We start from the raw sequence: 26,555 nt of genomic DNA on the forward strand, positions 1-26,555 counted from the left end.
CGGGAGGGTGCGGCGTCGCCCCTTCGCCCCGCTTGCGGGGAGAAGGTCGCGGCAGCGGGATGAGGGGCTCAATCGGCCCAAATGAGGACGCGATCAGGCGAGATCTACGCCTGCTCAACGCCCAGCACAGCCAGCAGATTGCGCATGCGTGCCGCCGCGAGTTCCGGCTTGTCGAGCACATTGGCCTGATCTGCCAGGCGGAAGATGTCGGCATAATGGAGCAATCCGCGGGCCGATTGCAGGCCGGACGGCAGGGTGAAATGCCGTTGGTGGCCGTTCAGCCAGGCCAGGAAGACGACGCCGGCCTTGTAGTATTGCGTCGGCGCTTCGAAGATCTTGCGCGAGAGAGGCACGGTCGGCTCGATGACGCCGCGAAAGGTCGCAAGATCACCCTCGGCGAGGGCCGCGAGCGCCTTCGAGGCGGACGGCGCGACGGCGTCGAAGATGCCGAGCAGTGCGTGGCTGTACTTCTTGCCGTCGCCCTCGATCAGTTCCGCATAGTTGAAGTCGTCGCCGGTGAAGCAGAGCACGCCCTCCGGCAGCCGGCTGCGCAGCGCCAGTTCCTTGGCGTTGTCGAGCAGCGAAATCTTGATGCCCTCTATCTTTGCGCTGTTCTCGCCGATGATGGCCAGCACGGTTTCGAGCGCCTGCCCGAAGTTTTCCGAGCCCCAGTAGCCTTTGAGCTGCGGGTCGAACATGTCGCCCAGCCAGTGGAGTACGACCTTGTCCTTCGTCCGGGACAGGATGCGGCCATAGACGCGGCGGTAGTCGTCGGGGGAGCGCGCGACGCGGGCGAGCGCCCGGCTCGCCATCATGATCGCCCGGCCGCCCTCGGCCTCGACGAAGCCGACCTGTTCCTCGTAGGCGGCGATGACATCGTCTATCGAGCGCGCGTCGGCTGGAGAAAGGTGGTCGGTGCCGGCGCCGCAGGCGAGATCGGCGCCCGGAACGCTTCGCGCTTCGGCGAGCGAGCGGCGGATCAGTTCCTGCGCCGCCGGCCATGGAAGTCCCATGCCGCGTTGCGCGGTATCCATCGCCTCGGCGATCCTGAAGCCGAGGCCCCACAGGTGATGGCGGAAGGCCATCGTCGCCTCCCAGTCGATCGCCGGATTGCCCCAAGGGTCGCTATCGCGAAGCGGATCGGAAACGACATGCGCGGCCGCATAGGCGATGCGGTTGAAGGCCGGGGCCGCGCCGGGCCGGGTGATGGGTTCGCCCCGAAGCCGGTACTCTTCGAGCGAACCGTCCTGGCGTGGCAGAAAAACGCTGGTCATCGGCTTTAAGTCCTCCTCTAGCTCATCGCATCGAATAATTTAGACCGTTCCAAATTTCAAGGTGAAAAGCAAACTCCCTCCTCGCAGCAGGGGGCGCTCACCTTTGGAATCTCCGTCCGTCCGAAAAGAAGTAATCCCCTCGGAGTAGCTATATCAGCCACTTAAGGGAACGCCGCAGTTCCATGCATTGCCAAGCGCCGGCCTAAATCGCAGAAGAATGTGAGCAGAAGCCTCTTGACGAAATTGGAACGTTCCAATTATTAAGAATGAGGAGATGAAATTTCAGGAGGATGTTCATGGGGAAGGAGCGGGTGACGGTTGTCGACATCGCGCGCGCCGCCGGCGTGTCGAAGTCGACCGTGTCGCTCGTGCTGCAGGCAAGTCCGCTCGTCAATGAATCGACGCGGGCGAAGGTCAATGCAGTGATCCGTGAGCTCGGCTATGTTTATAATCGCAGCGCCGCCAATCTGCGCCAGGCGAGATCGAAGATCATCGGCATCGTCGTCAACGATCTCACGAACAGCTTCTTTGCGGAGCTCGCGGTCGGCGTCGATGAGGTCGTGCAGACGGCCGGTTTCGTGCAGTTCCTCGCCAATACGAGCGAGAAGCTCGACCGCCAGCGCGAGGTCATCGCTTCGATGCGCGAGCACGGGGTGTCGGGGCTCATCATATCCCCGGCGCGCGGAACGGAAGCCGCGGATCTCGCGCCGCTCGTTGCCGCCGGCATTCCGGTCGTGCTCGTCGTGCGCGACATCCCCGGCGCCGGTGTATCCTCTTTGACTTCGGACAATCACGCCGGCGCCGTTGCCGCCGTGCGCCACCTGGTCGAGCGTGGCCATCGCCGCGTCGCCTTCCTCGGAGGCTTCGCCGATACCGCGGTCTTCGAAGCACGCATGCGCGGCTATGGCGATGCCCTTCGGGAGGCGGGCCTCGAGGTCTCAAACGATCTCATCATCGGTTCGTCGCCGTCGCGCGCCGGCGGGGTGACGGCGATCGAGCAGGCGATGATGCTGAAGGAGCGGCCGACCGCGGCTCTCTGCTTCAACGATGCCGTCGCCTTCGGCGTCTGCGACGGGCTGCGTGCGCGCCGGCTGGAGCCCGGCGAGGATTTCGCGGTGATCGGTTTCGATGACGTGATCGAGGCCAAGACCGCGGTGCCGGCGCTGACCACGGTCTCCGTCGATCCGCAGGGCATGGGCGAGCGTGCGGCGGAACTGCTCTTGAAACAGATCAATAGCGGCCGTGTCGAGCCGGAAGCGATCGTCAGCCCGGTTCGGCTCGCCATTCGCCAGAGCTGCGGCGCTGCCGTCGGACGCAGAGTGAAGGAGATTTCGTCATGATTCGCTGGGGACTGATCGGCGCGAGCACGATCGCGCGCGAATGGGTGATCGGCGCCATCCGCGCCGCAGGCGGCGAAGTCGTCTCGGTGATGAGCTCGAGCGCGGAACGAGGAGAGGCCTATGCCGCGGAGAACGGGATCGCAAAGGCTGTGACGAGCGTCGACGATCTCGTCGGCGATCCCGACGTGGACGCCGTCTACATCTCGACGACCAACGAGCTTCACCACGGCCAGGCGCTGGCAGCGATCCGCGCCGGCAAGCACGTTCTCTGCGAGAAGCCGCTGGCGATGAACCTCAATGACGGCTGTGAAATGGTGCTTAAGGCCTGTGAGGCCGGCGTCGTGCTCGGCACCAATCATCACTTGCGTAATGCCGCCACGCATCGGGCCATGCGGGAAGCGATCGCCGCGGGCCGGATCGGCCGGCCGATCGCGGCGCGGGTCTTCCATGCCGTCTATCTGCCGCCGCACCTCCAGGGCTGGCGGCTCGACAAGCCGGAGGCGGGCGGCGGCGTCATTCTCGATATCACCGTGCACGACGCCGACACGCTGCGCTTCGTTCTGAACGACGACCCGATCGAGGCCGTCGCGATCAGCCACAGCGCCGGCATGGGCAAGGAAGGACTCGAGGACGGGGTCATGGGCGTGCTCCGCTTCCGCTCCGGCGTCATCGCCCAGTTCCATGATGCCTTCACCACGAAATTTGCCGAGACGGGTCTCGAAGTGCACGGCACCGCGGGATCGCTGATCGGCCGCAACGTGATGACGCAGCGGCCCGTCGGCACGGTCGTGCTGCGCAATGAAGAGGGCGAGAGCGAATTGCCGCTCGACCACCGCAATCTCTACGAGACGGCGCTCGAGGCATTCCATTCAGCGATCGGGGGCGATGGCCGTCCGTCGGCGAGCGGTGAGGATGGCGTCTGGTCGCTCGCCACCGGCCTTGCGGTGGTCAAGGCGGCCGCCACCGGCGGCGCCGTCGAGATCGAAACGGGACTTTGATGCGCATGACGGGCAAACATATTTCGCTTGCGGACGCTGCCGGCTTGATTCCGGACGGCGCAGTCGTTTCGGTCTCCTCCTCCAGCGGGCTTGGCTGCCCGGACCTGATGCTGAAGGCGATCGGCGAACGCTTCGAGGCGACCGGACATCCGCGCGATCTGACGACGCTGCATCCGATCGCCGCCGGCGACATGAGCGGCATCAAGGGCGTGGACTACATCGCCAGGAAGGGTCTCCTGAAAAAGATCATCGGAGGCTCCTATCCTTCCGGTCCGTCGAGCGCCGAACCGCCGCTGATCTGGCAGATGATCGGCGCGAACGAGGTGGCAGCCTACAATATTCCCTCGGGCATTCTCTTCGACATGCATCGCGAGGCGGCGGCGAAGCGTCCCGGCGTAATGACCAAAGTCGGGCTCGACACCTTCGTCGACCCGTCGCGCGAAGGCTGCGCCATGAATGAGTCCGCCGCCGCCGAACCGGTGGTGAAGAAGGTCGGCTTCGAGGGCGAGGACTGGCTTTATTTCAAGGCGATCGCGCCGCAGGTGGCGATCATCCGCGCGACGACCGCCGACGAACGCGGCAATCTCACCTATGAACACGAGGGCGCCTATCTCGGCGGCCTCGACCAGGCGCTTGCGGCCCGCAACAATGGCGGCATCGTCATTGCTCAGGTGAAACGCATTGCCAAGGAAGGCTCGCTGAAGCCTCATGATGTGCGTGTTCCGGGCGTCCTGGTCGACTATGTCGTCGTGGATCCCGATCAGAAGCAGACCACGCAGACGCTCTATGACCCCGCCATTTCCGGCGAGATTTTCCGTCCGCTCGACAGCTTCCGGCTGCCGGAATTCAATATCCAGAAGGTGATCGCGCGGCGCGTGGCCCAGGAGCTCGAGGCGGGCAGTGCGGTCAATCTCGGTTTCGGCATTTCCGCCAACGTCCCGCGCATCCTCATCGAAGAGGGTCTGCACGGCGCAGTCACCTGGGTCATCGAACAGGGCGCCGTCGGCGGTGTGCCGCTCCTTGATTTCGCCTTCGGCTGCGCTTCCAATGCGGACGCCTTCATGCCGTCGCCGTACCAGTTCACCTATTTCCAGGGCGCAGGCTTCGATGCCTCGCTGCTCTCCTTCCTGGAGATCGACCGCACCGGCTCCGTCAACGTCTCGAAGCTCAGCTTCCGGCCGCATGTGACGGCGGGGGCAGGCGGCTTCGTGGACATAACCGCGCGGGCGAAGAAGATCGTCTTCTCCGGCATGTTCAATGCGGGTGCGAAGCTGGCGGTCGCCGATGGACGGCTCGTGATAGACAAGGAAGGCAAGCTCAAAAAGCTCGTCAACGCGGTCGAGCACGTCACTTTCTCCGGCCGCCGCGCCGTCGAGCAGGGGCAGGACATCACCTATGTCACCGAGCGCTGCGTGATGAAATTGACGCCCGAGGGCGTCATGCTCACCGAAATCGCCCCGGGCGTCGATCTCGAAACGCATATCCTTGGCCAGTCAGAGTTTCCGCTGATTGTCTCCGACGCGCTGAAGCCGATGGATCCGGCGCTGTTCGGCGAGGGGCCGATCGGCCTGACGCTGCCCGCCAAGGCGCCGCGCCGGCTCAAGGGAGGCGTCGATGGCTGACGAACGCATCCGCGTCGATTTCGAAGACCCCATAGCGATCGTGACGGTCGCACGGCCGGAAAAGCTCAACGCCTTCGACATCGACATGCTGAAAGCGCTCGACTCGGCCTGCGATACGGTCGAGGCAAAGCGCGATGTGCGGGCCGTGATCCTTACCGGCGAGGGCAAGGCCTTTTCCGCCGGCGGCGACATCAAGGCCTGGGGCGGCATGGAGCCAGCCGCCTTCGGCCATGACTGGGTGCGTTTCGGCCACCGCGTTTTCGAGCGGCTCGCGACCCTGCGCATGCCGGTGATCGCGGCCCTCAACGGCCATGCGCTTGGCGGCGGTCTGGAGCTTGCGGCGGCGGCGGATATACGTCTGGCCGAAAAACAGGTGAAGATCGGCCTGCCCGAGACGAGCCTCGGCATGGTTCCGGGCTGGTCGGGCACGCAGCGCCTGGTCGCGCGCTTCGGCGCGCAGATCGTTCGCCGCATGGTGCTCGGCGGCGAGATGTTCTCGGCGGCGGAAGCCAGGGCCGAGGGGCTCATCGACGCAGTGGTCGAGACCGGCGCGGTCATGCAGGCGGCGCGCGACTACGCCGCGCGGGTCGCCGCGCGCGGGCCGGCGGCGCTCGAAATATCGAAGCTGATGATCGCTTCGGCGAGCGGCGAAGACAAGGGCGCAGCGGTGGAAGCGTTGGGATCGATCCTCGCCGCCAAGACCGGCGATCTCAAGGAAGGCGTAGCCGCCTTCAGCGAAAAGCGTGAAGCCCGCTTCAAGGGAGAATGGTGATGACGGTGGTGGTGAGGCCGAAGGCGCTCGGCGACTACGAGACCCGCGAATTCCGGATGCTGATCGACGGTGAGTGGGTGGATGGCGCCGAGGGCCGCACGATCGAGCGCGTGGCGCCGGGGCACGGCGTCGTCGTCAGCCGCTATCAGGCGGCGGCGAAAGCGGATGCCGAACGGGCGATCGCCGCCGCACGGCGCGCTTTCGACGAAGGACCGTGGCCGCGCATGACCGCCTCGGAACGGTCGTTGATCCTGCTCAGGGTCGCCGACATGATTGCCGCGCGCGCGGATGAGCTGGCTTTTCTCGACGCGGTCGAATCCGGCAAGCCGATCAGCCAGGCGAAGGGCGAATTGGCGGGTGCCGCCGACATCTGGCGCTATGCGGCAGCACTTGCCCGCGAACTCTCGGGTGAAAGCTACAATACGCTCGGGGAGGGTACGCTCGGCGTCGTGCTGCGCGAGCCGATCGGCGTCGTATCGATCATCACGCCGTGGAACTTCCCTTTCCTGATCGTCAGCCAGAAGCTTCCCTTCGCCCTTGCCGCCGGCTGCACGACGGTGGTGAAGCCCTCTGAACTCACCTCGGCCTCGACGCTGGTTCTCGGCGAAATCCTGGAAGCGGCCGGCGTGCCCCAGGGGGTCGTGAACATCATCGTCGGCACGGGGCCGGAGGCCGGCGCGCCGCTCACCACGCACCCGCATGTCGATATGGTCTCCTTTACCGGCTCGACCGGAATCGGCCGGCTGACCATGGCGAATGCGGCGCAGACCCTGAAGAAGGTCTCGCTGGAACTCGGCGGCAAGAACCCGCAGATCGTCTTTCCGGACGCAAACCTGGATGAATTCATCGATGCGGCCGTCTTCGGCGCCTATTTCAATGCCGGCGAATGCTGCAATGCCGGCTCGCGGCTGATCCTGCATCGCGATATCGCCGAAGAGGTGACGGCGCGCATCGCCAGCCTCTCGGCCAAGGTCAAGGTCGGCGATCCGCTCGACCCTGAAACGCAGGTCGGCGCGATCATTACGCCGCAGCATCTGCAAAAGATTGCCGGCTATGTTTCTTCGGCGTCGAACGAAGGCGCGAGAATAGCCCATGGCGGCACCACGCTCGATCTCGGCATGGGACAGTTCATGGCGCCGACCATCCTGTCGGCCGTTCGGCCCGAAATGGCCGTGGCCCGGGAGGAAGTCTTCGGGCCGGTTCTCTCCGTTCTGACTTTCGAGAAGACGGAAGAGGCGATCCGCATCGCCAATTCGATCGATTACGGGCTTTCCGCCGGAGTCTGGAGCCGCGACTTCGATACCTGTCTGACGATCGGGCGGCGCGTACGCGCCGGCACTGTCTGGATGAACACCTTCATGGATGGCGCATCCGAGCTGCCTTTCGGCGGCTACCGGCAATCCGGACTCGGCCGCGAGCTCGGTCGCCATGCGGTCGAGGACTATACGGAGACGAAGACGCTCAACATGCATATCGGCCGGCGCAGCAACTGGTGGATGCCGCGCTGAGGAAGGGAAGGGGTGAGGTTTCGTAATCGGCGAAAGGGTGTAACGTCTTGAATTGGCCGGGTGATGTTAGTCGCAGGCCATGCCGTCCGCGGGAACCGGGCGGTACCAGAAAAGAGCGGAGGAGGTTCCGCTTCGGAAACTTGCAAACGGGAGGATAACGATGCGCAAGTTCATGACGACGACTGCTGTTGCAGCACTGATGTTGGCGGCGACAGCCGCGCGTGCAGCGGAGAATGTGGAGGTATTGCACTGGTGGACGTCCGGCGGCGAAGCCGCGGCCCTCGACGTCCTCAAGAAGGACCTGGAGAGCAAGGGCATCAGCTGGACCGACATGCCGGTCGCCGGCGGCGGCGGCACCGAAGCGATGACGGTGCTTCGTGCCCGCGTCACCGCGGGCAATGCGCCGACGGCCGTGCAGATGCTCGGCTTCGACATTCTGGACTGGGCCAAGGAAGGCGCGCTGGGCAATCTGGACGAGGTCGCCGCCAAGGAAGGCTGGGACAAGGTCGTTCCGGCTGCCCTGCAGCAATTCTCCAAATATGACGGCCACTGGATCGCCGCGCCGGTGAACGTTCACTCGACCAACTGGGTCTGGATCAATAAGGCCGCGCTCGACAAGGCCGGCGCCAAGGAACCGACGACCTGGGAAGAGCTGATCGCACTGCTCGACAAGTTCAAGGAGCAGGGCATCACGCCGATCGCCCATGGCGGCCAGCCCTGGCAGGACGCGACGATCTTCGACGCCGTGGTTCTTTCGCTGGGCAACGATTTCTACAAGCAGGCTTTCATCGATCTCGATCCGGCGGCACTCGGCGGCGACAAGATGAAGGAAGCCTTCGATCGCATGACGAAACTGCGCTCCTATGTGGACGACAACTTCTCCGGCCGCGACTGGAACCTCGCCTCGGCGATGGTCATCGAGAACAAGGCCGGCCTGCAGTTCATGGGTGACTGGGCGAAGGGCGAGTTCCTGAAGGCGAAGAAGGTGCCCGGCACCGATTTCGTCTGCATGCGCTTCCCCGGAACGCAAGGTTCGGTCACCTTCAATTCCGACCAGTTCGCGATGTTCAAGGTGTCGGAAGACAAGGTTCCGGCACAGCTGCAGATGGCCTCGGCAATCGAGAGCCCGGCCTTCCAGTCGGCCTTCAACGTCGTCAAGGGGTCCGTTCCCGCCCGCACCGACGTCCCGGATACCGATTTCGACGCCTGCGGCAAGAAGGGCATCAAGGACCTCGCGGAAGCCAATACCAGCGGCACTCTTTTCGGCTCCATGGCCCACGGCCATGCCAATCCGGCTGCCGTCAAGAACGCGATCTACGACGTGGTCACGCGCCAGTTCAACGGCGAACTCAACTCGGAAGAGGCGGTGACGGAACTCGTCGCGGCGGTCGAGGCTGCGAAGTAAGGCGGAGCGAGGGAAGTTGCCCCTCACCCTAACCCTCTCCCCGCTCGCGGGGAGAGGGTTAGGAGGCGGCGCGGCATACCCCTTCTCCCCGCATGCGGGGAGAAGGGGTATGCAGGCGGATGAGGGGCAGACCGCGGCACGAACGAAACATACGGTGGTAGCAAACATGGATAGCCGCAACCGGCTGCAGGAGCTTTTGCCGAAGCTCGTGCTCGCCCCCAGCTTTCTCATAGTTCTGGTGTTCGTCTACGGCTTCATAGCCTATACGGGCTTCCTGTCGATGACGGACAGCAAGATGCTGCCGTCCTACAATTTCGTGGGTTTGAGCAATTACAGCCGGCTTTGGGCCCTGCCGCATTGGTGGCGCGCGGTCAGCAACCTGGCGATCTTCGCCACGCTCTACATCGCCGTCTGCTCGGTGCTGGGACTGGCGCTGGCGATCCTGCTCGACCAGAAGATCCGCGCTGAGGGATTTCTGAGGCCCATCTATCTCTATCCGATGGCGCTTTCCTTCATCGTCACCGGCACCGCATGGAAATGGTTCCTCGATCCGGGGATCGGGCTCGAGAACACTATGCATCTCTGGGGCTGGGAAAGCTTCTCGTTCAACTGGATCAAGGACCGCAACTACGCGATCTACTGCGTCGTCATAGCGGCCGTCTGGCAGTCGACCGGCTTCATCATGGCGATGTTCCTGGCGGGCCTGCGTGGCGTCGACAACGAGATCATCAAGGCCGCCCAGATCGACGGGGCGACGACCCCCACCATCTATCGCCGGATCATCATTCCCCTGATGCGGCCGGTTTTCCTTTCCGCCTTTGTCGTGCTCGCCCATCTTGCCATCAAGGCCTACGACCTGATCATCGCATTGACGGGCGGCGGGCCGGGGCAGGCGACCGAGCTGCCGGCGACCTTCATGTATTCCTATACCTTCACCCGAAACCAGATGGCGATCGGCGCCTCGTCGGCGATCGTGATGCTGGTGATGATCTTCTCGATCATCGTTCCCTATCTCTATTCCGAAGTCCGGGGAGGAAAACGCTGATGGGCGCTCCCAATCCCGAGAACGTCATCTCGCACAACCGCCTGACGCGCGCCCTGATCTATTCGGCGCTGATCCTTTTCGCACTCTATTCGCTGCTGCCGCTCTACGTGATGCTGGTGAATTCCCTGAAGCCGCTGGATGAGATTCGCCAGGGCGGCATGTTGAACCTGCCTCAGACCTGGACCGTCGAACCGTGGCTTTCGGCCTGGTCGACGGCGCAGATCGGCGTACAGCCGACGGGCCTTCGCCCCTTCTTCATCAATTCGATCCTGATGGTCGTTCCGGCCGTGGCGATCTCCACGATCATCGGCGCGCTCAACGGCTACGTGCTGACCAAGTGGCGCTTCCCCGGCGCGAACATCTTCTTCGGCATGCTGCTTCTCTCCTGCTTCATCCCCTTCCAGATCGTGCTGATCCCGATGGCTCGCATTCTCGGCATCCTCGGCATCGCCGGTTCGATCTGGGGTCTGATCCTGGTGCATGTGGTCTACGGTATCGGCTTCACGACGCTCTATTTCCGCAACTATTACGAGGCCTTTCCGACCGAGCTGGTGCGTGCGGCACAGATCGACGGCGCCAGCTTCTTCCAGATCTTCCGGCGGATATTGCTGCCGTCGTCAGGGCCGATCATCGTCGTCTCGGTCATCTGGCAGTTCACCAATATCTGGAACGACTTCCTGTTCGGGGCCTCGTTCTCCGGGCCGTATTCGACGCCGATGACGGTGGCCCTCAACAATCTCGTGAGCTCGTCAACGGGGGTCAAGGAATACAATGTCCACTTCGCCGGCGCGATCCTCGCCGCCCTGCCAACGCTCATCGTCTACATCGTGTCCGGCCGCTATTTCGTCCGCGGACTGATGTCCGGCGCCGTGAAAGGATAAGCCATGTCGTTTCTGAAGATCACCAATCTGCGCAAATCCTACGGTGCTCTCGAGATCCTTAAGGACATCAACCTGGAGATAGAAGAAGGCGGCTTCCTCGTGCTCGTCGGCCCCTCCGGCTGCGGCAAGTCGACGCTTCTGAACACGATCGCCGGCCTGGAGCCGATCACCTCGGGCGACATCGCCATCAACGGCCGCTCGGTTTCGGGACTGCACCCGTCGAAGCGCGACATCGCCATGGTGTTCCAGTCCTATGCCCTCTATCCGAACATGACGGTTGCCGGGAACATCGCCTTCGGCATGGAGATCCGCGGCGTGCCGAAGGAGGAACGCGAGAAGGCGATCAAGCAGGTGGCCGACATGCTGCAGATCGGCCATCTGCTCGACCGCAAGCCGAGCCAGCTTTCCGGCGGCCAGCGCCAGCGCGTCGCCATGGGCCGGGCGCTGGTGCGAAATCCCCAGGTCTTCCTCTTCGACGAGCCGCTCTCGAACCTCGACGCGAAGCTTCGCGTCGACATGCGCACCGAGATCAAGCGGCTGCATCACCGCATGAAGACGACCATCGTCTATGTGACGCACGACCAGATCGAGGCGATGACGCTCGCGACCAAGATCGCCGTCCTGAAGGACGGCGTGCTGCAGCAATTCGGAACGCCGGCGGAGATCTACAACAACCCCGCCAACATGTTCGTTGCCGATTTCATGGGATCGCCTGCGATGAACCTGCTCAAAGCGCAGATAGAGACCGCAGGCTCGCAAGTCTCGGTGACGCTGGCGCGGCCGAATGCCGAACCCTTGAGACTCGCCGTGCCGCATAACGGCGCGCTCTCCGCCTATGCCGGCAAGGAGGTGGTCTTCGGCATCCGTCCGGAAGCGCTCACCGACCCGGACGGGGCTGATCGCAATGCGCAATTCGTCGCCGAAGGCGAATGCCTGATCGAGGTGGTCGAGCCGGCCGGCTCCGATACCTTTGCCGTGACGAGGCTCGGCGGCAAGGAAATCGTCGCAAGGCTCAGGGCCGATGCGCGCATCGCGCCCGGCCAGACGTCACGGCTCGCCTTCAACCTCGACAAGGCCGTCTTCTTCGACCCGCAAAGCGAAAAGCGGATTGCATGAGGAAGACGATGGAGAGCCAGCCGGATATCGTCATCATCGGATCGGGGGTCGGCGGCGCAACCGTCGCTGCGGGCCTTGCTGCCTCGGGCGCCAAGATACTGATCCTCGAAGCGGGCTCGCATATCGAGGACCTGCCGGTCAATCGCGACCAGCGGGCGATCTTCCAGCGCGGCCATTTCCGCCCGAAGGAGACCTGGTACGAGGCGGGCGGCCCCGGCTTCAATCCCGGCAATTACTACAATGTCGGCGGCAATTCGAAGTTCTACGGCGCGGTGCTGACCCGCTATCGCCGGGAGGATTTCGAGGAGATGCAGCATCGGGACGGCGTCTCTCCGGCCTGGCCCTTTTCCTACGAGGAACTCGAGCCGTGGTATTCCAGGGCAGAGCAGCTTTACCAAGTGCGAGGCAGATTGGGCGAGGACCCGACGGAGCCCGCTCATTCGAGCGGTTATCCCCACGGCCCGGTGCCGGACGAGCCTGCCATCGCCAAGGTCCGCGAGCGCCTGGCCGAGATCGGCCTCCATCCCTATTCGCTGCCGCTCGGCGTCGACATCGAGCGCTGGCTCGCCAAGGGCAAGACGCCGTGGGACGCGCATCCGAACTCGTCCGACGGCAAGATGGATGCCGAAACGGCGGCGCTGGCGGCGGCGCTGAAATTTCCGAATGTGCGGCTGCAGACCGGCTCGCGAGTGACGCGGCTCGCAACCGGCCCGGACGGCAAGGCGATCGAAACCGTGCTCTACGCCAGGGACGGGGCAGAGCACAGTCTTTCGCCGAAGCTCGTCATCCTCTGCGCCGGCGCGGTGCAGTCGGCCGTACTGCTCCTGCGCTCGGCCGACGACAGCAACCCGACCGGGCTTGCCAATCGGTCCGATCAGGTCGGCCGCAATTTCATGAACCACAATTCGAGCGCCGTCATCGCGCTCAGCCCCTGGTACCGCAACGACTCGGTCTATCAGAAGACCTTCGGCCTCAACGACTTCTATCTCTCCGACGGTGCGGGCGGGCCGCCGCTCGGCAATGTCCAGCTTCTCGGCCGCATTTCCGGCGCGATACTGAAGGCGAACATGCCGGCCATGCCGGAATGGCTGCTAAACCGGGTGTCCGCCCGCGGCATCGACTTCTACGCCATGAGCGAGGACCTGCCGTCACCGGAAAGCCGCGTCATGGTCGACGGCGAGCGCGTTGTGCTGAAATGGGTGCGCACCAATTGGCGGGCACATCTCGACCTCGTTGCCAAGCTGAAGGCGGTGCTGAAGAAAGCCGGCTTCCCGATCGTGCTCGCACGGGCCTTCGACAAGCGGACGCCCTCGCACCAGTGCGGAACGGTCCGGATCGGCAATGATCCCGGCCAGGCGCCGCTCGACGTCTATTGCCGCGCCTTCGATCATCCGAATCTCTTCGTCGTCGATGCCGGCTTCCTGCCGACCTCCGCCGCCGTCAATCCGGCACTGACCGTCGCGGCACAGGCGCTGCGTGTCGCCGACCATATCGTGAAAGAGGATCTGCGGTCATGACCGAGAAGGCGCGCCCCGTCGCGATCGTCACCGGCGGCCGCCGCGGCATCGGGCTCGGTATCGCCCGGGCACTCGCGGCGAGCGGTTTCGACATCGCCATCACCGGCATAGGCGATGCGGAGGGTGTCGCTCCCGTAATCGCCGAACTCACCGGGATCGGCGCCCGGGTGATCTTCCTGCGCGCCGATCTCGCCGACCTTGCGAGCCATCAGGCGACCGTCGACGCGGCCGTCGCGGAATTCGGCCGGATCGACTGCCTCGTCAACAATGCCGGCATCGCCTCCATCGTGCGCGGCGATTTTCTCGATCTGAAGCCGGAGAATTTCGACACGATCGTCGGCGTCAATCTGCGCGGCACGGTGTTTTTCACGCAGGCCGTTGTGAAGGCGATGCTCGCGAGCGACGCTCGAGCGTCGCGCTCGATCATCAACATCACCTCGGTCTCGGCCGCGATGACGTCGCCCGAGCGGCTCGACTACTGCATGAGCAAGGCGGGGCTTGCGGCCTTCAGCCAGGGCCTGGCGCTGAGGCTCGCCGAGACCGGCATCGCGGTCTTCGAAGTCCGTCCCGGCATCATCCGCTCGGACATGACGGCTGCGGTTTCCGGCAAATACGACGGGCTGATTGAAAGCGGTCTGGTGCCGATGCGGCGTTGGGGCGAACCCGAGGACATCGGCAATATCGTCGCCGGCCTCGCCGGCGGGCAGTTCGGTTTCGCCACAGGCTCTGTCATCCAGGCGGATGGAGGGCTCTCGATCGGGCGGTTGTGAATTTTCCTCTCGCCGGTCGTGAGACTTGCCCCTCACCCTAACCCTCTCCCCGCAGGCGGGGAGAAGGTGGCGGCAGCCGGATGAGGGGCCCGATAGCTGATACCGCGCCGAAGCGCGTGACTTTGAGGACATGTGAATGACCTACGACTACATCATCACCGGGGCCGGTCCGGCCGGCTGCGTGCTCGCCAATCGCCTGAGCGAGGATCCGGACGTCGGGGTGCTGCTGCTCGAAGCCGGCGGCGGCGACTGGAATCCGCTGTTCCACATGCCGGCCGGCTTCGCCAAGATGACCAAGGGGGTCGCCAGCTGGGGCTGGCACACGGTGCCGCAGAAGCACATGAAGGGCAGGGTGCTGCGCTATACCCAGGCCAAGGTGATCGGCGGCGGTTCTTCCATCAATGCACAGCTCTATACCCGCGGCAATGCGGCCGACTACGACCTGTGGGCGAGTGAGGAGGGCTGCACCGGCTGGGACTATCGCAGCGTGCTTCCCTATTTCAAGCGCGCCGAGGACAATCAGCGCTTCGCCGACGACTATCATTCCTATGGCGGTCCGCTCGGTGTTTCCATGCCGGTTTCGGCGCTGCCGATCTGCGACGCCTATATCCGCGCCGGCCAGGAACTCGGCATTCCCTACAACCACGACTTCAACGGCAAGCAGCAGGCGGGCGTCGGCTTCTATCAGCTGACGCAGCGCAACCGCCGCCGGTCCTCCGCCTCGCTCGCCTATCTCTCGCCGATCAAGGATCGCCCCAATCTGACGGTGCGCACCGGCGTCCGCGTCGCCCGCATCATGCTCGAGGGCAGGCGCGCCGTCGGGGTGGAAGTCGTAACGGGGAGGGGCAGCGAGATCATTCGTGCCGAACGCGAGGTGCTGGTCTCGTCGGGTGCGATCGGTTCGCCGAAACTCCTTTTGCAGTCCGGCATCGGCCCGGCCGATCACCTTCGTTCCGTCGGCGTCGAGGTCAGGCACGATCTCCCCGGTGTGGGCGGCAATCTCCAGGACCATCTGGATCTCTTCGTCATCTCCGAATGCACCGGCGATCATACCTATGACGGCGTCGCCAGGCTGCACCGCACGCTCTGGGCCGGGCTGCAATATGTGCTCTTCCGCTCCGGCCCGGTCGCCTCGTCTCTCTTCGAGACCGGCGGCTTCTGGTATGCCGATCCGAATGCCCGCTCGCCGGACATCCAGTTCCATCTGGGCCTCGGTTCGGGCATCGAGGCCGGGGTCGCGCGGCTCAAGAATGCCGGAGTCACACTCAATTCCGCCTATCTGCACCCGCGCTCGCGCGGCACCGTCCGGCTCTCCTCGGCCGACCCGGCGGCAGCACCCCTGATCGATCCGAACTATTGGGAGGATCCGCATGATCGGCAGATGTCGCTCGAAGGTTTGAAGATCGCGCGCGAAATCATGCAGCAGCCTGCGCTGAAGCCGTTCGTCCTCGATGAACGTTTGCCCGGCAACGGCATCCGCACCGACGAGCAGCTCTTCGACTATGGCTGCGCCAACGCCAAGACCGACCACCACCCGGTCGGCACCTGCAAGATGGGGACCGACGCGGCGGCGGTGGTCGACCTGGAGCTCAAGGTTCGCGGGATCGAGGGCCTGCGCGTCTGCGACAGCTCGGTGATGCCTAGGGTCCCATCCTGCAACACAAACGGCCCGACGATCATGATGGGCGAAAAGGGGGCCGACATCATCCGCAGATTGCCGCCGCTGCCCCCGGCCGTGTTCCAGCACGAGCGCAACGACGCGCGCCCGCGGGCGCGCGCGGAGGTCCGCTGAAGGAGCGATCGGGCGTTGCAGTTTCGGGCGGCCGTTCGAAAAATCGTTGCGGCGGCTGAAGGCGGCGTCCAAGGTGCCTTCGTCCGTATCCAGAATTCCCGGTCTGATTCCATGACGTCAATAGAGCCGCGCCCTTTTCTCATATCCCTCTTCGAGGCCGCCGTCGCCGCGGCCGACCCTGAAGCAGCCATTCGGGCGCATCTTCCGGCGCGGCCGAAGGGCCGCACGATCGTGGTCGGCGCCGGCAAGGCCGCGAGCCAGATGGCAGCCGCTTTCGAGCGGCTCTGGGACGGGCCGCTCGCAGGCGCCGTCGTTGCCCGCCACGGGCCCGTCGAGAAATGCGGGCGAATCAGGGTCCTGCAGTCGGCTCATCCGGTGCCGGACGAGGCGGGGCTTGCCGCGTCCTCGGCGCTTCTCGAAACGGTCGGGGGACTGACGGCGGATGATCTCGTGGTGGCGCTCATCTCCGGCGGCGGCTCGGCTCTGCTGCCGGCCCCGCCCGGCGGCTTGACCCTGGAGGACGAGATCGCCGTCAACAAGGCGCTGCTTGCCTCCGGAGCGCCGATCTCCGCCATGAATGTGGTGCGCAAGCATGTCTCGCGGATCAAGGGCGGGCGGCTTGCGCTTGCCGCCGCGCCGGCGCGGGTCGTGAGCCTCGTCGTCTCCGACGTGCCCGGCGACAATCCGGCCTTCGTCGCCTCGGGCCCGACGGTTGCCGACCGATCCAGCCTCGAAGAGGCGCGCGAGATCGTCGCGCGATACGCTATCGCCCTGCCCGGGCGGGTGACGGCGCATCTCGCTTCCGATGCGGCGCGAGCACCACGGCCCGACGATGCTGCATTCGGCGGCAATGAAGTCCACGTCATCGCCTCGGCGAGTGTTTCGCTGGAAGCGGCGGCGGCACGGGCGCAGGAAAGCGGCATCGAGGCGATGATCCTGTCGGATGCGATCGAGGGCGAGGCGCGCGACATCGGCCGCATGCATGCGGCGCTCGCGCGGGAAGTGGCCTCGCGCAACCGTCCCTTTTCGAAGCCGGTCGTGCTGCTTTCCGGCGGCGAGACGACGGTGACGATCTCCGGCGAAAGTTACGGAAAGGGCGGACGTAACAGCGAATTCCTGCTGTCGCTCGCGCTCGACATCGACGGCATCGGCGGTATCGATGCGCTTGCCGCCGACACCGACGGCATCGACGGATCCGAGGACAATGCCGGCGCCTTTGCCGACGGCGCAAGCATTGGCCGGATGCGGGCGGCAGGCGCCGATCCCAGAGCGCACCTCGCGCGCCATGACGCCTGGACGGCCTTCGCGGCCAGCGGCGACCTCTTCGTACCCGGCCCGACGGGGACGAATGTCAATGATCTGCGGGCGATCCTGATACGCTGAATTTGCTTCTGGAAGGGGATGGCACGGCCTGAAATTGCCCTCCCCAACCCCTCCCCAACCCCTCCCCACAAGGGGGAGGGGCTTGGCGCTCATGGCGCCCGACTGCTATTGCCGAGACCTTGAGACGGCGCATCCGTCCAAATGTGGCGGGAAGGCGCGGCAGATTAAGCCCCTCCCACCTGTGGGGAGGAGGGGTCATTCCGCGCGCGAACCGCCGTTACTTCACCCGCTTCAACGCATCGGCAAGGATCGAGACGATCTCGCCGAAATGCTGCTTCTCCGCGATCAGAGGCGGCGAGAAGGCGATGATGTCGCCGGTGACGCGGATCAGCAGGCCGCGCTCGAAGCAATCGACGAAGACGTCATAGGCGCGAGCGCCCGGCGCGCCGTCGCGCGACTGTAGCTCGATGCCGGCGATGAGGCCGATGGTGCGGATGTCGATGACATGCGGCAGGCCTTTCATGGAATGCATCGCCTCGTGCCAGTCGCCCTCGATTTCGGCGGCGCGCGTCATCAGGCCTTCGTCGCGATAGATGTCGAGCGTGGCGATGCCTGCGGCACAGGCGGCCGGATGGCCGGAATAGGTATAGCCGTGGAAGAGCTCGATCTGGCCTTCGGGGCCGTGCATCAGCGCGTCGTGCACCTTGCGGCTGGCAAAGACAGCGCCCATCGGGATCGCGCCGTTGGTAAGCCCCTTGGCGGTGGTGACGATGTCCGGCGTGACGCCGAAATAGTCGGTCGCAAAGGCCGCACCGAGCCGGCCGAAACCGGTGATCACCTCGTCGAAGATCAGGAGAATGCCGTGCTTGTCGCAGATCGCGCGCAGCCGCTCGAGATAGCCCTTCGGCGGGATCAGCACGCCGGTCGAGCCGGCGACGGGCTCGACGATGCAGGCGGCGACCGTCTCGGCGCCGTGGAGCGCCACGAGCCTTTCGAGGTCGTCGGCAAGCTCTGCACCATGCTCCGGCTGCCCTTTGACGAAGGCGTTCTTCGCCGGGTCATGGGTGTGGCGCAGATGGTCGGATCCGGGAAGCTGCGGGAAGACGCGGCGGTTGTTGACGATGCCGCCGACGGAGATGCCGCCGAAGCCGACGCCGTGATAACCGCGTTCGCGGCCGATGAGGCGGGTGCGCGTGCCCTGGCCGATCGAACGTTGATAGGCAAGTGCCATCTTCAGCGCGGTGTCCACGGATTCCGAGCCCGAGCCGGTGAAGAACACCCGATCGAGCTTGGCGCCGGCCGGACCGGGCGCGATCTCGGCCAGCCGTTCGGCGAAGTCGAAGGCGATCGGATGACCCATCTGGAAGGACGGCGCGAAGTCCATGGTCGAAAGCTGCCGCTCGACCGCGGCGGCGATCTGCCGGCGGCCGTGCCCGGCATTCACGCACCAGAGGCCGGCGGTGCCGTCGAGAACCGTCCGGCCGTCGACGCTGGTGTAGTGCATGCCCTCGGCAGCGGCGAGCAGCCGGGGTGCCGCCTTGAACTGGCGGTTGGCGGTGAAGGGCATCCAGTAGCTGTCGAGAACCGGAGCGTTGGGCTTGTTGTGGGCGTTCATGGCATCCTCCTGTCGTTAGCCGATTGACGCCATGATTTGGATTTACGAACAAGTCCTTTTCTAAGGTCATCTAAGTCGTTGTATTTTCACGGGAGAGTTTGATAGAGTTTCGCTATTTCAAACAACGTCAACACCGGAGTTCGCTATGAGCGTCGATATCGGCAGCCGCCTGCGGCATGTGCGGCTGAGGCACAAGCTTTCCCAGCGCGAACTCGCCAAACGGGCTGGGGTTACCAACTCCACCATCTCGCTGATCGAATCGAATGCATCGAACCCCTCGGTCGGCGCGCTGAAGCGTATCCTCGACGGTATTCCGATCGGGCTTGCGGAGTTCTTCTCCTTCGAGCCGGAGAAGCCGCGCAGGGCTTTCTATGCGGCGGAGGAACTGGTGGAGATCGGCAAGGGACCGATCTCCTATCGCCAGATCGGCGATAACCTTTTCGGCCGCAGCCTTCAGATCCTGAAGGAGTGCTACCAGCCGGGCGCGGATACCGGCAAGGTGCCGCTGGTGCATGAGGGCGAGGAAGGCGGCATCGTGCTTTCGGGCCGGCTCGAAGTGACCGTCGACGACGAGCGGCGCATCCTCGGGCCCGGTGATGCCTATTATTTCGAAAGCCGGCGGCCGCACCGCTTTCGCTGCATCGGCCCGGTGCCCTGCGAAGTGATCAGCGCCTGTACGCCGCCGACGTTTTGAAGGGGAAAGAACGCCCCTCATCCGCCTGCCGGCACCTTCTCCCCGTTCTGACGGGGAGAAGGGACAAGCGGGCTACTCCCCTTCCTGCCGAAGCCGTTGCGGTGTTACGAGCGAGCGCCACGAGGCCCTTCTCCCCGTGGAACGGGGAGAAGGTGCCGGCAGGCGGTTGAGGGGCAATTCGAGCCGCTCACGAAAGCCGCTCGCAAGCCGCAGCGATTCGTTCGAGCGCCTCCTTCAGCTCCGCCTCCGATGTTGCATAGGAGATGCGGAAAAAGGGTGAGAGGCCGAAGGCCGAGCCCGGGACGACGGCGACATGGGCGTCTTCCAGAAGATAGGCGCAGAAGTCCGTATCCGTTTCGATCCTCTTGCCTGATGGCGTCACCTTGCCGAGCACGCCGGCGCAGCCGGAGAAGGTGTAGAAGGCACCCTCGGGAACGCGGCAGTCGAGGCCGTCGATCGCGTTCAGGCCGTTGACCACGAGATCGCGGCGGCGCTGGAAGCTCTCGGTCCGTTCTTTCAGGAAGTCCTGCGGCCCGTTGAGCGCCGCGACCGAAGCCGCCTGGCTTATCGAAGAGGGGCATGAGGTCGCCTGGCTCTGGACGACCGCCATCGCCTTGATGAGCTCGCGCGGGCCACCGGCATAGCCGATCCGCCAGCCGGTCATCGCATAGGCCTTCGAGACGCCGTTTACGGTCAGCGTGCGGTTCTTCAGGCCCGGCTCCAACTGCGCCGGGGTGACGAAGCGGAAACCGTCATAGACGATGTGCTCATACATGTCGTCGACGAGCAGCCAGACATGCGGGTGCCTCAGAAGTACCTCGAGCAGCGGCCGGTAGTCGGCCGCACTGTAGGCGGCGCCCGAGGGGTTGGAGGGCGAGTTCAAGAGCACCCATCGGGTCCGCGGCGTGATGGCCGCCTCCAGCTTTTCCGCCGTCAGGCGGAAACCGGAAGATGCGTCGCAGGCGATCAGGACCGGCTTGCCCTCGCAGATCTGGACAATGTCCGAATAGGAGGTCCAGTAGGGCGTCGGAATGATGACCTCGTCGCCCGGATCGAGCGAGGCCATCATGGCGTTGAAGAGGATCTGCTTGGCGCCGGTCGCGACCGTGATCTCGTCCAGCTCGTAGGCCAACCCGTTCTCGCGCTGGAATTTCTCGCGGATCGCCTTCTTCAGTTCCGGCGTGCCGTCGAGTGCGGTGTATTTCGTCTCGCCGCGGTGAATCGCATCCGAGGCGGCCTGCTTCACGTGTTCCGGCGTGTCGAAGTCCGGCTCGCCGGCGCCGAGGATGATCACCGGCTTGCCTTCGCGCTTCATGGCGGCGGCGCGGGCGCCGATCTTCAGGATTTCCGAAACTCCGATCGAGAAAATCCGCGAGGCGGGCTGAAAGCCCGCCTCCTTGACCGTTGCATTGATGGTCATGGCCGATCCTGTTCGATTATTCGATGTCGAAAGAGACGCCCTGCGCCAGCGGCAGAGCCTTCGAATAGTTCACCGTGTTGGTGGCGCGCCGCATATAGGCCTTCCAGGCGTCGGAACCGGATTCTCGGCCGCCGCCGGTCTCCTTTTCGCCGCCGAACGCGCCGCCGATCTCGGCGCCGGAGGTACCGATATTGACGTTGGCGATGCCGCAATCCGAGCCGTCGGCTGCGAGGAAACGTTCCGATTCCTGCATGTCACGGGTGAAGATCGAGGAGGAAAGCCCGGCGGCAACCGCATTGTGCTCGGCGAGCACCTCGTCGAAGTCGCTGTACTTCATGACGTAGAGGATCGGCGCGAAGGTTTCCTCGAGAACCGGGCCTTCCTGCTTCGGCATTTCGACCAGTGCCGGCTTGACGTAGTAACCGTTCTCGTGGCCGAGCTCGACGCGCTCGCCGCCGGTGACGGCTCCGCCATGGTTCTTTGCCTCGGCGATCGCCTTCTGCATCCCGTCGAAGGCCGCCTTGTCGACGAGGGGGCCCGACGAGTGCGGCCGATTCCAGCGGGTTGCCGACCGAAACCGACTGATAGGCTTTCTTCAGGCGCGGCACGAGCTGGTCGTAGACGCTTTCATGGACGAAGAGGCGGCGCAGGGTCGTGCAGCGCTGCCCGGCGGTACCCATAGCCCCGAAAGCAATGGCGCGCAGCGCCATGTCGAGATCGGCGGACGGGCAGACGATGCCCGCATTGTTGCCGCCGAGTTCCAGGATCGCACGGGCGAAGCGCTTGGCAAGCCGCGGACCGACCTCGCGGCCCATGCGGGTGGAGCCGGTCGCCGAAACCAGCGGCACCTTCGGATGGTCGACGAGAACCTCGCCGATCGCCCGGTCGCCGATCAGGACCTGCGACAGGCCTTCCGGAGCGTCGCCGAAGCGTGCGATGGCGCGTTCCAGGATCGCCTGGCAGGCGAGCGCGGTAAGCGGCGTCTTTTCCGACGGCTTCCAGACGACGGCGTCGCCGCAGACGAGCGCGAGCGCTGCATTCCAAGACCAGACCGCGACGGGGAAGTTGAAGGCGGAAATGATGCCGACGACACCGAGCGGGTGCCAGGTTTCCATCATCCGGTGGCCGGGACGCTCGGTGGCGATCGTCAGGCCGTAGAGCTGGCGGGAAAGGCCGACGGCGAAATCGCAGATATCGATCATCTCCTGCACTTCGCCGAGGCCTTCGGACGGGATCTTGCCGGCTTCGATCGAGACGAGGCGGCCGAGATCGGCCTTGAAGGCGCGCAGTTCCTCGCCGAGAAGCCGGACGAGTTCGCCGCGCTTGGGCGCCGGTACGAGGCGCCAGGCGCGGAAAGCCTCGTCGGCCTTCTCGATCTTGCCGGCGGCTTCAGCGGCAGATACGGTCTTGAGACTTGCGATCTTCTCGCCGGTGACCGGGCTGAAGGACGGCATGTCGCCGCCGGTGTAGAGGTCCTTGGCGACGCCCATTTTATCGAGGAGCGCGGCTGCCTCGCTCGCGACATCGATTTTCTTGGCTGCAATGTTCATGTGGTGACTCCCGTCTTGTAACTGGCGCGATGACCTAACCGAAGCGCACGCTGCCGAGCTTGCCCGGCGAGGTGAGCGTCTTGAGGCCGGCCGCCATGTTCTTCAGTTTTTCCGGCGTGTAGAGATCGTAAAAAGCCTGGTTGCGGCGGCCGAGCGCATGTTCCGCGCTGAAGCTGCCGTGATATTGCTCGACCGCCACCGCAAAGACCCATTCGCGCAGTCGCTGCTCGAAGGTCGCATCGGCCAGCAGCGGACTATCCTTGGCGACGACCAGGTTGAAGTGAACGCCGCCGTCGCCGATATGGCCGAAATCGCAGACCGTGACGCCCGGAAATTTTTCCGGCATTTCCGTCTTCATATGGTCGCAGAAGGCCATGATGTCACCCCTGCGGAAGGAGAGATCGAAGGCGATCAGCTTGCCGAGGTGTTTTACGCCCTCCGAAAGCCCATGGCGCAGCGCCCAGATCTCGTGCGGCGGGCCGACGAGTGCATCGGCGAGCAGTACCTCTTCCATCTCCCATATCTCCGCGAGCACGCTTTCGAGAACCGCGTCGAGCGGCTGCTCGCCTTCGCGAGGGCTCGAGGTGCGGGAGATTTCGGCGAGGATCACGTAGTCGGGGACCTTGCCGCCCTGGAAGGGGTTTTTCAGCGCCGGCACATGGGCGAAGGCCGCGGCGATCGCGTTCCTCGACATTCCCTCGAAGGCCGAGAGATAGGCGCCGAGCCGCTCTTCCATGGCCTTCAGGAGCGGCAGGACATGCGCGCCGCTCGCCGGCACGAGGAAGGCGGTCGCCGTCTGCTTCGGCAGGCGCTCGAGATTGAGCACGCATTCGGTGACGACGCCGAAGGCGCCCGAGGTGCCGATGAAGATCTGCTTCCAGTCGACGCCGGTATTGTTCTTGCGCAGGTCCGAGCCGAGGTCGAGCACCGTGCCCGCCTCGTCGGCGAGGACCACTTTCAGACCCAGCGTGTTGCGGCGCACGTCGCCATATTTGAGGAAGCGCGAGCCGCCGGTATTGGTGGCGATCATGCCGCCGATCCGCGGATCGGCGCCGAGATCGATCGGGAAGAACAGGCCGTGTTCCTCCAGGCGCCGATTGAGCTCGGACAGGCGGAAGCCGGCATCGACGCGCAAGGAGCGATTGTCGAGGTCGAGCGCGAATTGGCGGGTCAGCCGGTCGAGGCTGACAACGACCTCGCTGCCGGACTCGTCCGGCGTCGATCCCGAGACGAGGCCCGTATTGCCCGACTGGGGGATGAGGGCGATGCCGCTGCGGACGCAGTAACCGACGGCGGCCGAGACCTCTTCCGTCGTTGCCGGACGCACGACGGCCGCCGCGCGGCCGCGGTCGTAGCGTGCGCCGGCCTCGTAAGCCTCCATGTCCTCCCGACGCGTGACGACGCCCTTGTCGCCAAGGAGCTTCGTCAATGCGTCGATATGGTGCTCGTCAATCATCGCCGGCGTATCACTCCGCTGCCATGGCGGCGGTAAGCGCCTTGAGGCAGCCTTCGATCGATGCCTGCTCGATGCCGGCATAGTGATCGAATTCGTTGAGCACGGCGACGCCGAGATCGGTCTCGAAGCGCTTCTGGTTCGGGCTCGCTTCGAATTCCTGCTGCGCACTGTCGCCGAGGTTCGACTGGAAGATACCGGCGGCGCTGACGGGAAGGAAGTCCTCATAGACGATCGGATCGAATTGAACGAGGCCGTCGGCGATCAGGGAATTGAGATCGCGCCGGCCGGGCAGCTTCGTCCGCCGGCCCTTATCCGTCAGGGAGTAGCTGAAATAGCCGAGGCCCGCCTCGCGGAGCTCCGCCCAGCTGTCGGGGAACGCCTCGAAGACCTGGGCCAAGGCCGCTTCGTATTCTCTGGCGTTTGAACCATCGGCGGCCGGGCGTACGATCTTGCGCGATTCGTCGAGCAGCCGGTCGTAGAGACCTCGGCCCTTAGGCGTCAAAGCGATGCCGCGCTGCTCGATCTCGCCGAAGCGGGCGGTATGCGAGCCGGTCTTCCAGCTGCCGTCGGCGTCGCGGAAGGAAACCGGCTCTTCGAGCGCCTTGAAGGACGTCTGGCGAAGCAGGACCGGGCATTTGCGTGTCGGCGGTCCTTCGACGACGGCCTTCGGGGCGATGCCATATTCCGGCATCAGCGCCTGGACGCGGTCGATGTCGAGCGTCCGTGGCGTCAAATGGTTGATATGCGGCCCCTTGAAGGAGACCACGTCGGCGATCAGCCGGTGCGCATCGTGCAGGCGCTCGTACATGCCGGCGCTGACATTCGCCTCGTCGTGCCAGCGGAAGGTCTCGAGCACTTCGGCGACGAAACGCTCGGCATCGGCCCTGTCGAGGCCGCCGTCCCGCTCGGCCTTTTCGGTAAGCTCGACCGCACCGGATGTAAAGATCCGGCGCTCTTTCAGGATCGCCTCCGCCTCGGCGCGAAGGGCCTCGTCGGAAATGAGGTCGAGCCTCAGAAGCGAGGTGAAGACGCGGAAGGGGTTGCGCTTCAGAGCCGCGTCGCCCACCGGCCGGAAGGCCGTGGAGTGGACCGGCACCCCGGCGGTCGACAGATCGTAGTAGCCGACCGGATACATGCCCATCACGGCAAATACCCGGCGCATCATCGAAAGCTCCGCCGGCGTGCCGAGACGGATCGCGCCGTGACGCTCCTCGGAAATGCGTTCGAGCGAATCGGTCGCTTCCAGGCGCCCCTTCAGGGCGGCGTCGGCCGAGAGCGTTTCACCGTTGACCCTGGCGACGAGCTCCATCAGCGTGCCGTAGGCCGGCACTTCCTCGCGGTACATCAACGACATCGCAGCGGAAAAGGCCGAGCGAATATCGTCGGCGGATACGAAACTATTCTCTTTCACTGGGGCTCGCCTCGCGCTATGGATGAAGGACAAGGTCATTCTTAATTCTGATCATATCGGAAGGCTCTGAGCTTGGATCGCGCTGCTTCTGACTATGTTGATGCGAGGCTGGAATGAAGTTGAGCCGCCGACTGGTTCCCGACGTGACGACGCTGCAGGCCTTCGAATGCGCGGCGCGCCACGGCAGTTTCACCCAGGCCGCCGCGGAGCTCAATCTCACGCAGAGCGCCGTCAGCCGGCAGATCAAGGATCTCGAGAACCAGCTGGGCGTGCTGCTCTTCGAGCGGGTACGCCAGCGGGTCATTCTTTCCGATGCGGGGCAGAAATTCCTGCCGGAAGTGCGCCGGCTTCTGAACCAGACCGAAGAGCTGATGGTGCGCGCCATGGCGTCGGCGCGGGCCGACTCGAGCCTCTCCATCGCATCGCTTCCGACCTTCGGCAGCCGCTGGCTGGTGCCTCGCCTGCCCGATTTCCTGAGGCGCCATCCGGGCACCGTCGTCAATATCGCCTCCCGGTCTGAGCCGTTCGATTTCGAAGAGCAGAACTTCGACCTCGCCATCCATTACGGCCAGCCCGTCTGGGCGCGGGCCATTTGCAACTACCTCTGCAGCGAAGTCATCGTGCCGGCAGCTAGCCCGACCCTTCTTTCGGTGCATCCGGTGGAGGCGCCTGCGGACATCGGCGGCGCCCCGCTGCTGCATCTGGCGACGCGGCCCAAGCTCTGGGCGCAATGGTTCGAGGCAAACGGCGTCGAGCAGGACGGCGCCTATCGCGGCAACCGCTTCGATCAATTCTCGATGGTAATCGAGGCGGCAACTGCAGGTCTCGGTTTTGCCCTTTTACCTCGCTATCTGATCGAGCAGGAACTTACCGCAGGCACCCTGCGGATCGTTCTCGATCGACCGATGCAGACGGAGAACAGCTATTATCTCGCCATTCCGGAAGGCAAGCTCGAAAATCCGATCAGCCGCGCTTTCCGGGAGTGGATCACCGAACAGGTCGGTTGATCGGTCGCGGTGACAAGCCCCGGTCGAGGACCTACGGAT

Annotated in this window: 20 protein-coding genes and 1 pseudogene; 15 read left to right on the forward strand and 6 right to left on the reverse strand. The window is 64.7% G+C overall.

Annotated elements, in window-relative coordinates; all coding sequences use genetic code 11:
• Positions 1-104: 104 nt before the first annotated feature.
• Positions 105-1,274, reverse strand: a complete 1,170-nt coding sequence (locus M1D43_RS13700) for a dihydrodipicolinate synthase family protein (RefSeq protein WP_153315149.1) — start codon at positions 1,272-1,274, stop codon at positions 105-107.
• Positions 1,275-1,570: 296 nt separating this feature from the next.
• Here M1D43_RS13700 and M1D43_RS13705 point away from each other — a divergent pair, with 296 nt between their 5' ends.
• From M1D43_RS13705 to M1D43_RS13765, 13 genes are all read left to right on the forward strand, one after another.
• Positions 1,571-2,614, forward strand: a complete 1,044-nt coding sequence (locus tag M1D43_RS13705; protein WP_153315146.1) for a LacI family DNA-binding transcriptional regulator — start codon at positions 1,571-1,573, stop codon at positions 2,612-2,614.
• Positions 2,611-3,612, forward strand: coding sequence for a 1,5-anhydro-D-fructose reductase (locus M1D43_RS13710; RefSeq protein WP_153315144.1), 1,002 nt, complete (start codon positions 2,611-2,613; stop codon positions 3,610-3,612). The genes M1D43_RS13705 and M1D43_RS13710 overlap by 4 nt, the downstream gene beginning before the upstream one ends.
• On the forward strand, positions 3,612-5,234 hold the full coding sequence (locus tag M1D43_RS13715) for an acyl CoA:acetate/3-ketoacid CoA transferase (RefSeq protein WP_153315142.1): 1,623 nt from the start codon (positions 3,612-3,614) through the stop codon (positions 5,232-5,234). The genes M1D43_RS13710 and M1D43_RS13715 overlap by 1 nt, the downstream gene beginning before the upstream one ends.
• Positions 5,227-6,006: an enoyl-CoA hydratase/isomerase family protein gene (locus M1D43_RS13720; RefSeq protein ID WP_153315140.1), complete on the forward strand. Its 780-nt coding sequence runs from the start codon at positions 5,227-5,229 to the stop codon at positions 6,004-6,006. The genes M1D43_RS13715 and M1D43_RS13720 overlap by 8 nt, the downstream gene beginning before the upstream one ends.
• On the forward strand, positions 6,006-7,514 hold the full coding sequence (locus M1D43_RS13725) for an aldehyde dehydrogenase family protein (RefSeq protein ID WP_153315138.1): 1,509 nt from the start codon (positions 6,006-6,008) through the stop codon (positions 7,512-7,514). The genes M1D43_RS13720 and M1D43_RS13725 overlap by 1 nt, the downstream gene beginning before the upstream one ends.
• Before the next feature lie 160 nt (positions 7,515-7,674).
• On the forward strand, positions 7,675-8,919 hold the full coding sequence (locus M1D43_RS13730; RefSeq protein ID WP_153315136.1) for an ABC transporter substrate-binding protein: 1,245 nt from the start codon (positions 7,675-7,677) through the stop codon (positions 8,917-8,919).
• Positions 8,920-9,085: 166 nt separating this feature from the next.
• Entirely contained in the window at positions 9,086-9,964 is an 879-nt protein-coding gene (locus M1D43_RS13735) for a carbohydrate ABC transporter permease (RefSeq protein WP_003535875.1), read from the forward strand.
• On the forward strand, positions 9,964-10,845 hold the full coding sequence (locus M1D43_RS13740; protein ID WP_003535874.1) for a carbohydrate ABC transporter permease: 882 nt from the start codon (positions 9,964-9,966) through the stop codon (positions 10,843-10,845). The genes M1D43_RS13735 and M1D43_RS13740 overlap by 1 nt, the downstream gene beginning before the upstream one ends.
• A gap of 3 nt (positions 10,846-10,848) precedes the next feature.
• On the forward strand, positions 10,849-11,961 hold the full coding sequence (locus M1D43_RS13745; RefSeq protein WP_003535873.1) for an ABC transporter ATP-binding protein: 1,113 nt from the start codon (positions 10,849-10,851) through the stop codon (positions 11,959-11,961).
• Positions 11,958-13,478, forward strand: a complete 1,521-nt coding sequence (locus M1D43_RS13750; RefSeq protein ID WP_153315134.1) for a GMC oxidoreductase — start codon at positions 11,958-11,960, stop codon at positions 13,476-13,478. Before M1D43_RS13745 ends, M1D43_RS13750 begins: the two co-directional genes overlap by 4 nt.
• Entirely contained in the window at positions 13,475-14,248 is a 774-nt protein-coding gene (locus tag M1D43_RS13755; protein ID WP_153315132.1) for a 3-ketoacyl-ACP reductase, read from the forward strand. Before M1D43_RS13750 ends, M1D43_RS13755 begins: the two co-directional genes overlap by 4 nt.
• Positions 14,249-14,384: 136 nt before the next feature.
• Positions 14,385-16,040, forward strand: coding sequence for a GMC family oxidoreductase (locus M1D43_RS13760; protein ID WP_153315130.1), 1,656 nt, complete (start codon positions 14,385-14,387; stop codon positions 16,038-16,040).
• Positions 16,041-16,055: 15 nt separating this feature from the next.
• A complete protein-coding gene (locus M1D43_RS13765; RefSeq protein WP_192923498.1) occupies positions 16,056-17,423 on the forward strand; it encodes a glycerate kinase type-2 family protein in 1,368 nt (455 codons plus the stop codon).
• Between the two features lie 217 nt (positions 17,424-17,640).
• Here the strand turns inward: M1D43_RS13765 and aptA are convergent, their stop codons facing one another.
• Positions 17,641-18,978 carry an omega-aminotransferase AptA gene (aptA, locus tag M1D43_RS13770; RefSeq protein WP_153315126.1) on the reverse strand — a complete coding sequence of 446 codons (1,338 nt, stop codon included), beginning with the start codon at positions 18,976-18,978 and terminating at the stop codon, positions 17,641-17,643.
• 145 nt (positions 18,979-19,123) lie between these two features.
• Between aptA and M1D43_RS13775 the strand changes: the two genes are divergently transcribed.
• Positions 19,124-19,672, forward strand: a complete 549-nt coding sequence (locus tag M1D43_RS13775) for a cupin domain-containing protein (protein WP_153315124.1) — start codon at positions 19,124-19,126, stop codon at positions 19,670-19,672.
• Between the two features lie 187 nt (positions 19,673-19,859).
• On the opposite strand, the gene M1D43_RS13780 is transcribed toward M1D43_RS13775, so the two are convergent.
• The 4 genes and pseudogenes from M1D43_RS13780 to hglS form a co-directional block, all read right to left on the reverse strand.
• Entirely contained in the window at positions 19,860-21,092 is a 1,233-nt protein-coding gene (locus tag M1D43_RS13780; protein ID WP_153315122.1) for a pyridoxal phosphate-dependent aminotransferase, read from the reverse strand.
• Between the two features lie 16 nt (positions 21,093-21,108).
• Positions 21,109-22,642: pseudogene (gene amaB, locus M1D43_RS13785) on the reverse strand (L-piperidine-6-carboxylate dehydrogenase).
• Between the two features lie 34 nt (positions 22,643-22,676).
• Positions 22,677-24,098 carry an FAD-binding oxidoreductase gene (locus tag M1D43_RS13790; RefSeq protein ID WP_153315118.1) on the reverse strand — a complete coding sequence of 474 codons (1,422 nt, stop codon included), beginning with the start codon at positions 24,096-24,098 and terminating at the stop codon, positions 22,677-22,679.
• Positions 24,099-24,108: 10 nt separating this feature from the next.
• On the reverse strand, positions 24,109-25,509 hold the full coding sequence (hglS, locus tag M1D43_RS13795; protein WP_318853553.1) for a 2-oxoadipate dioxygenase/decarboxylase HglS: 1,401 nt from the start codon (positions 25,507-25,509) through the stop codon (positions 24,109-24,111).
• Positions 25,510-25,622: 113 nt separating this feature from the next.
• Here hglS and M1D43_RS13800 point away from each other — a divergent pair, with 113 nt between their 5' ends.
• Positions 25,623-26,516, forward strand: coding sequence for a LysR family transcriptional regulator (locus M1D43_RS13800; protein ID WP_027994095.1), 894 nt, complete (start codon positions 25,623-25,625; stop codon positions 26,514-26,516).
• The last annotated feature ends 39 nt before the right edge of the window (positions 26,517-26,555 follow it).

This window comes from Ensifer sp. R1-3 (assembly GCF_056739175.1).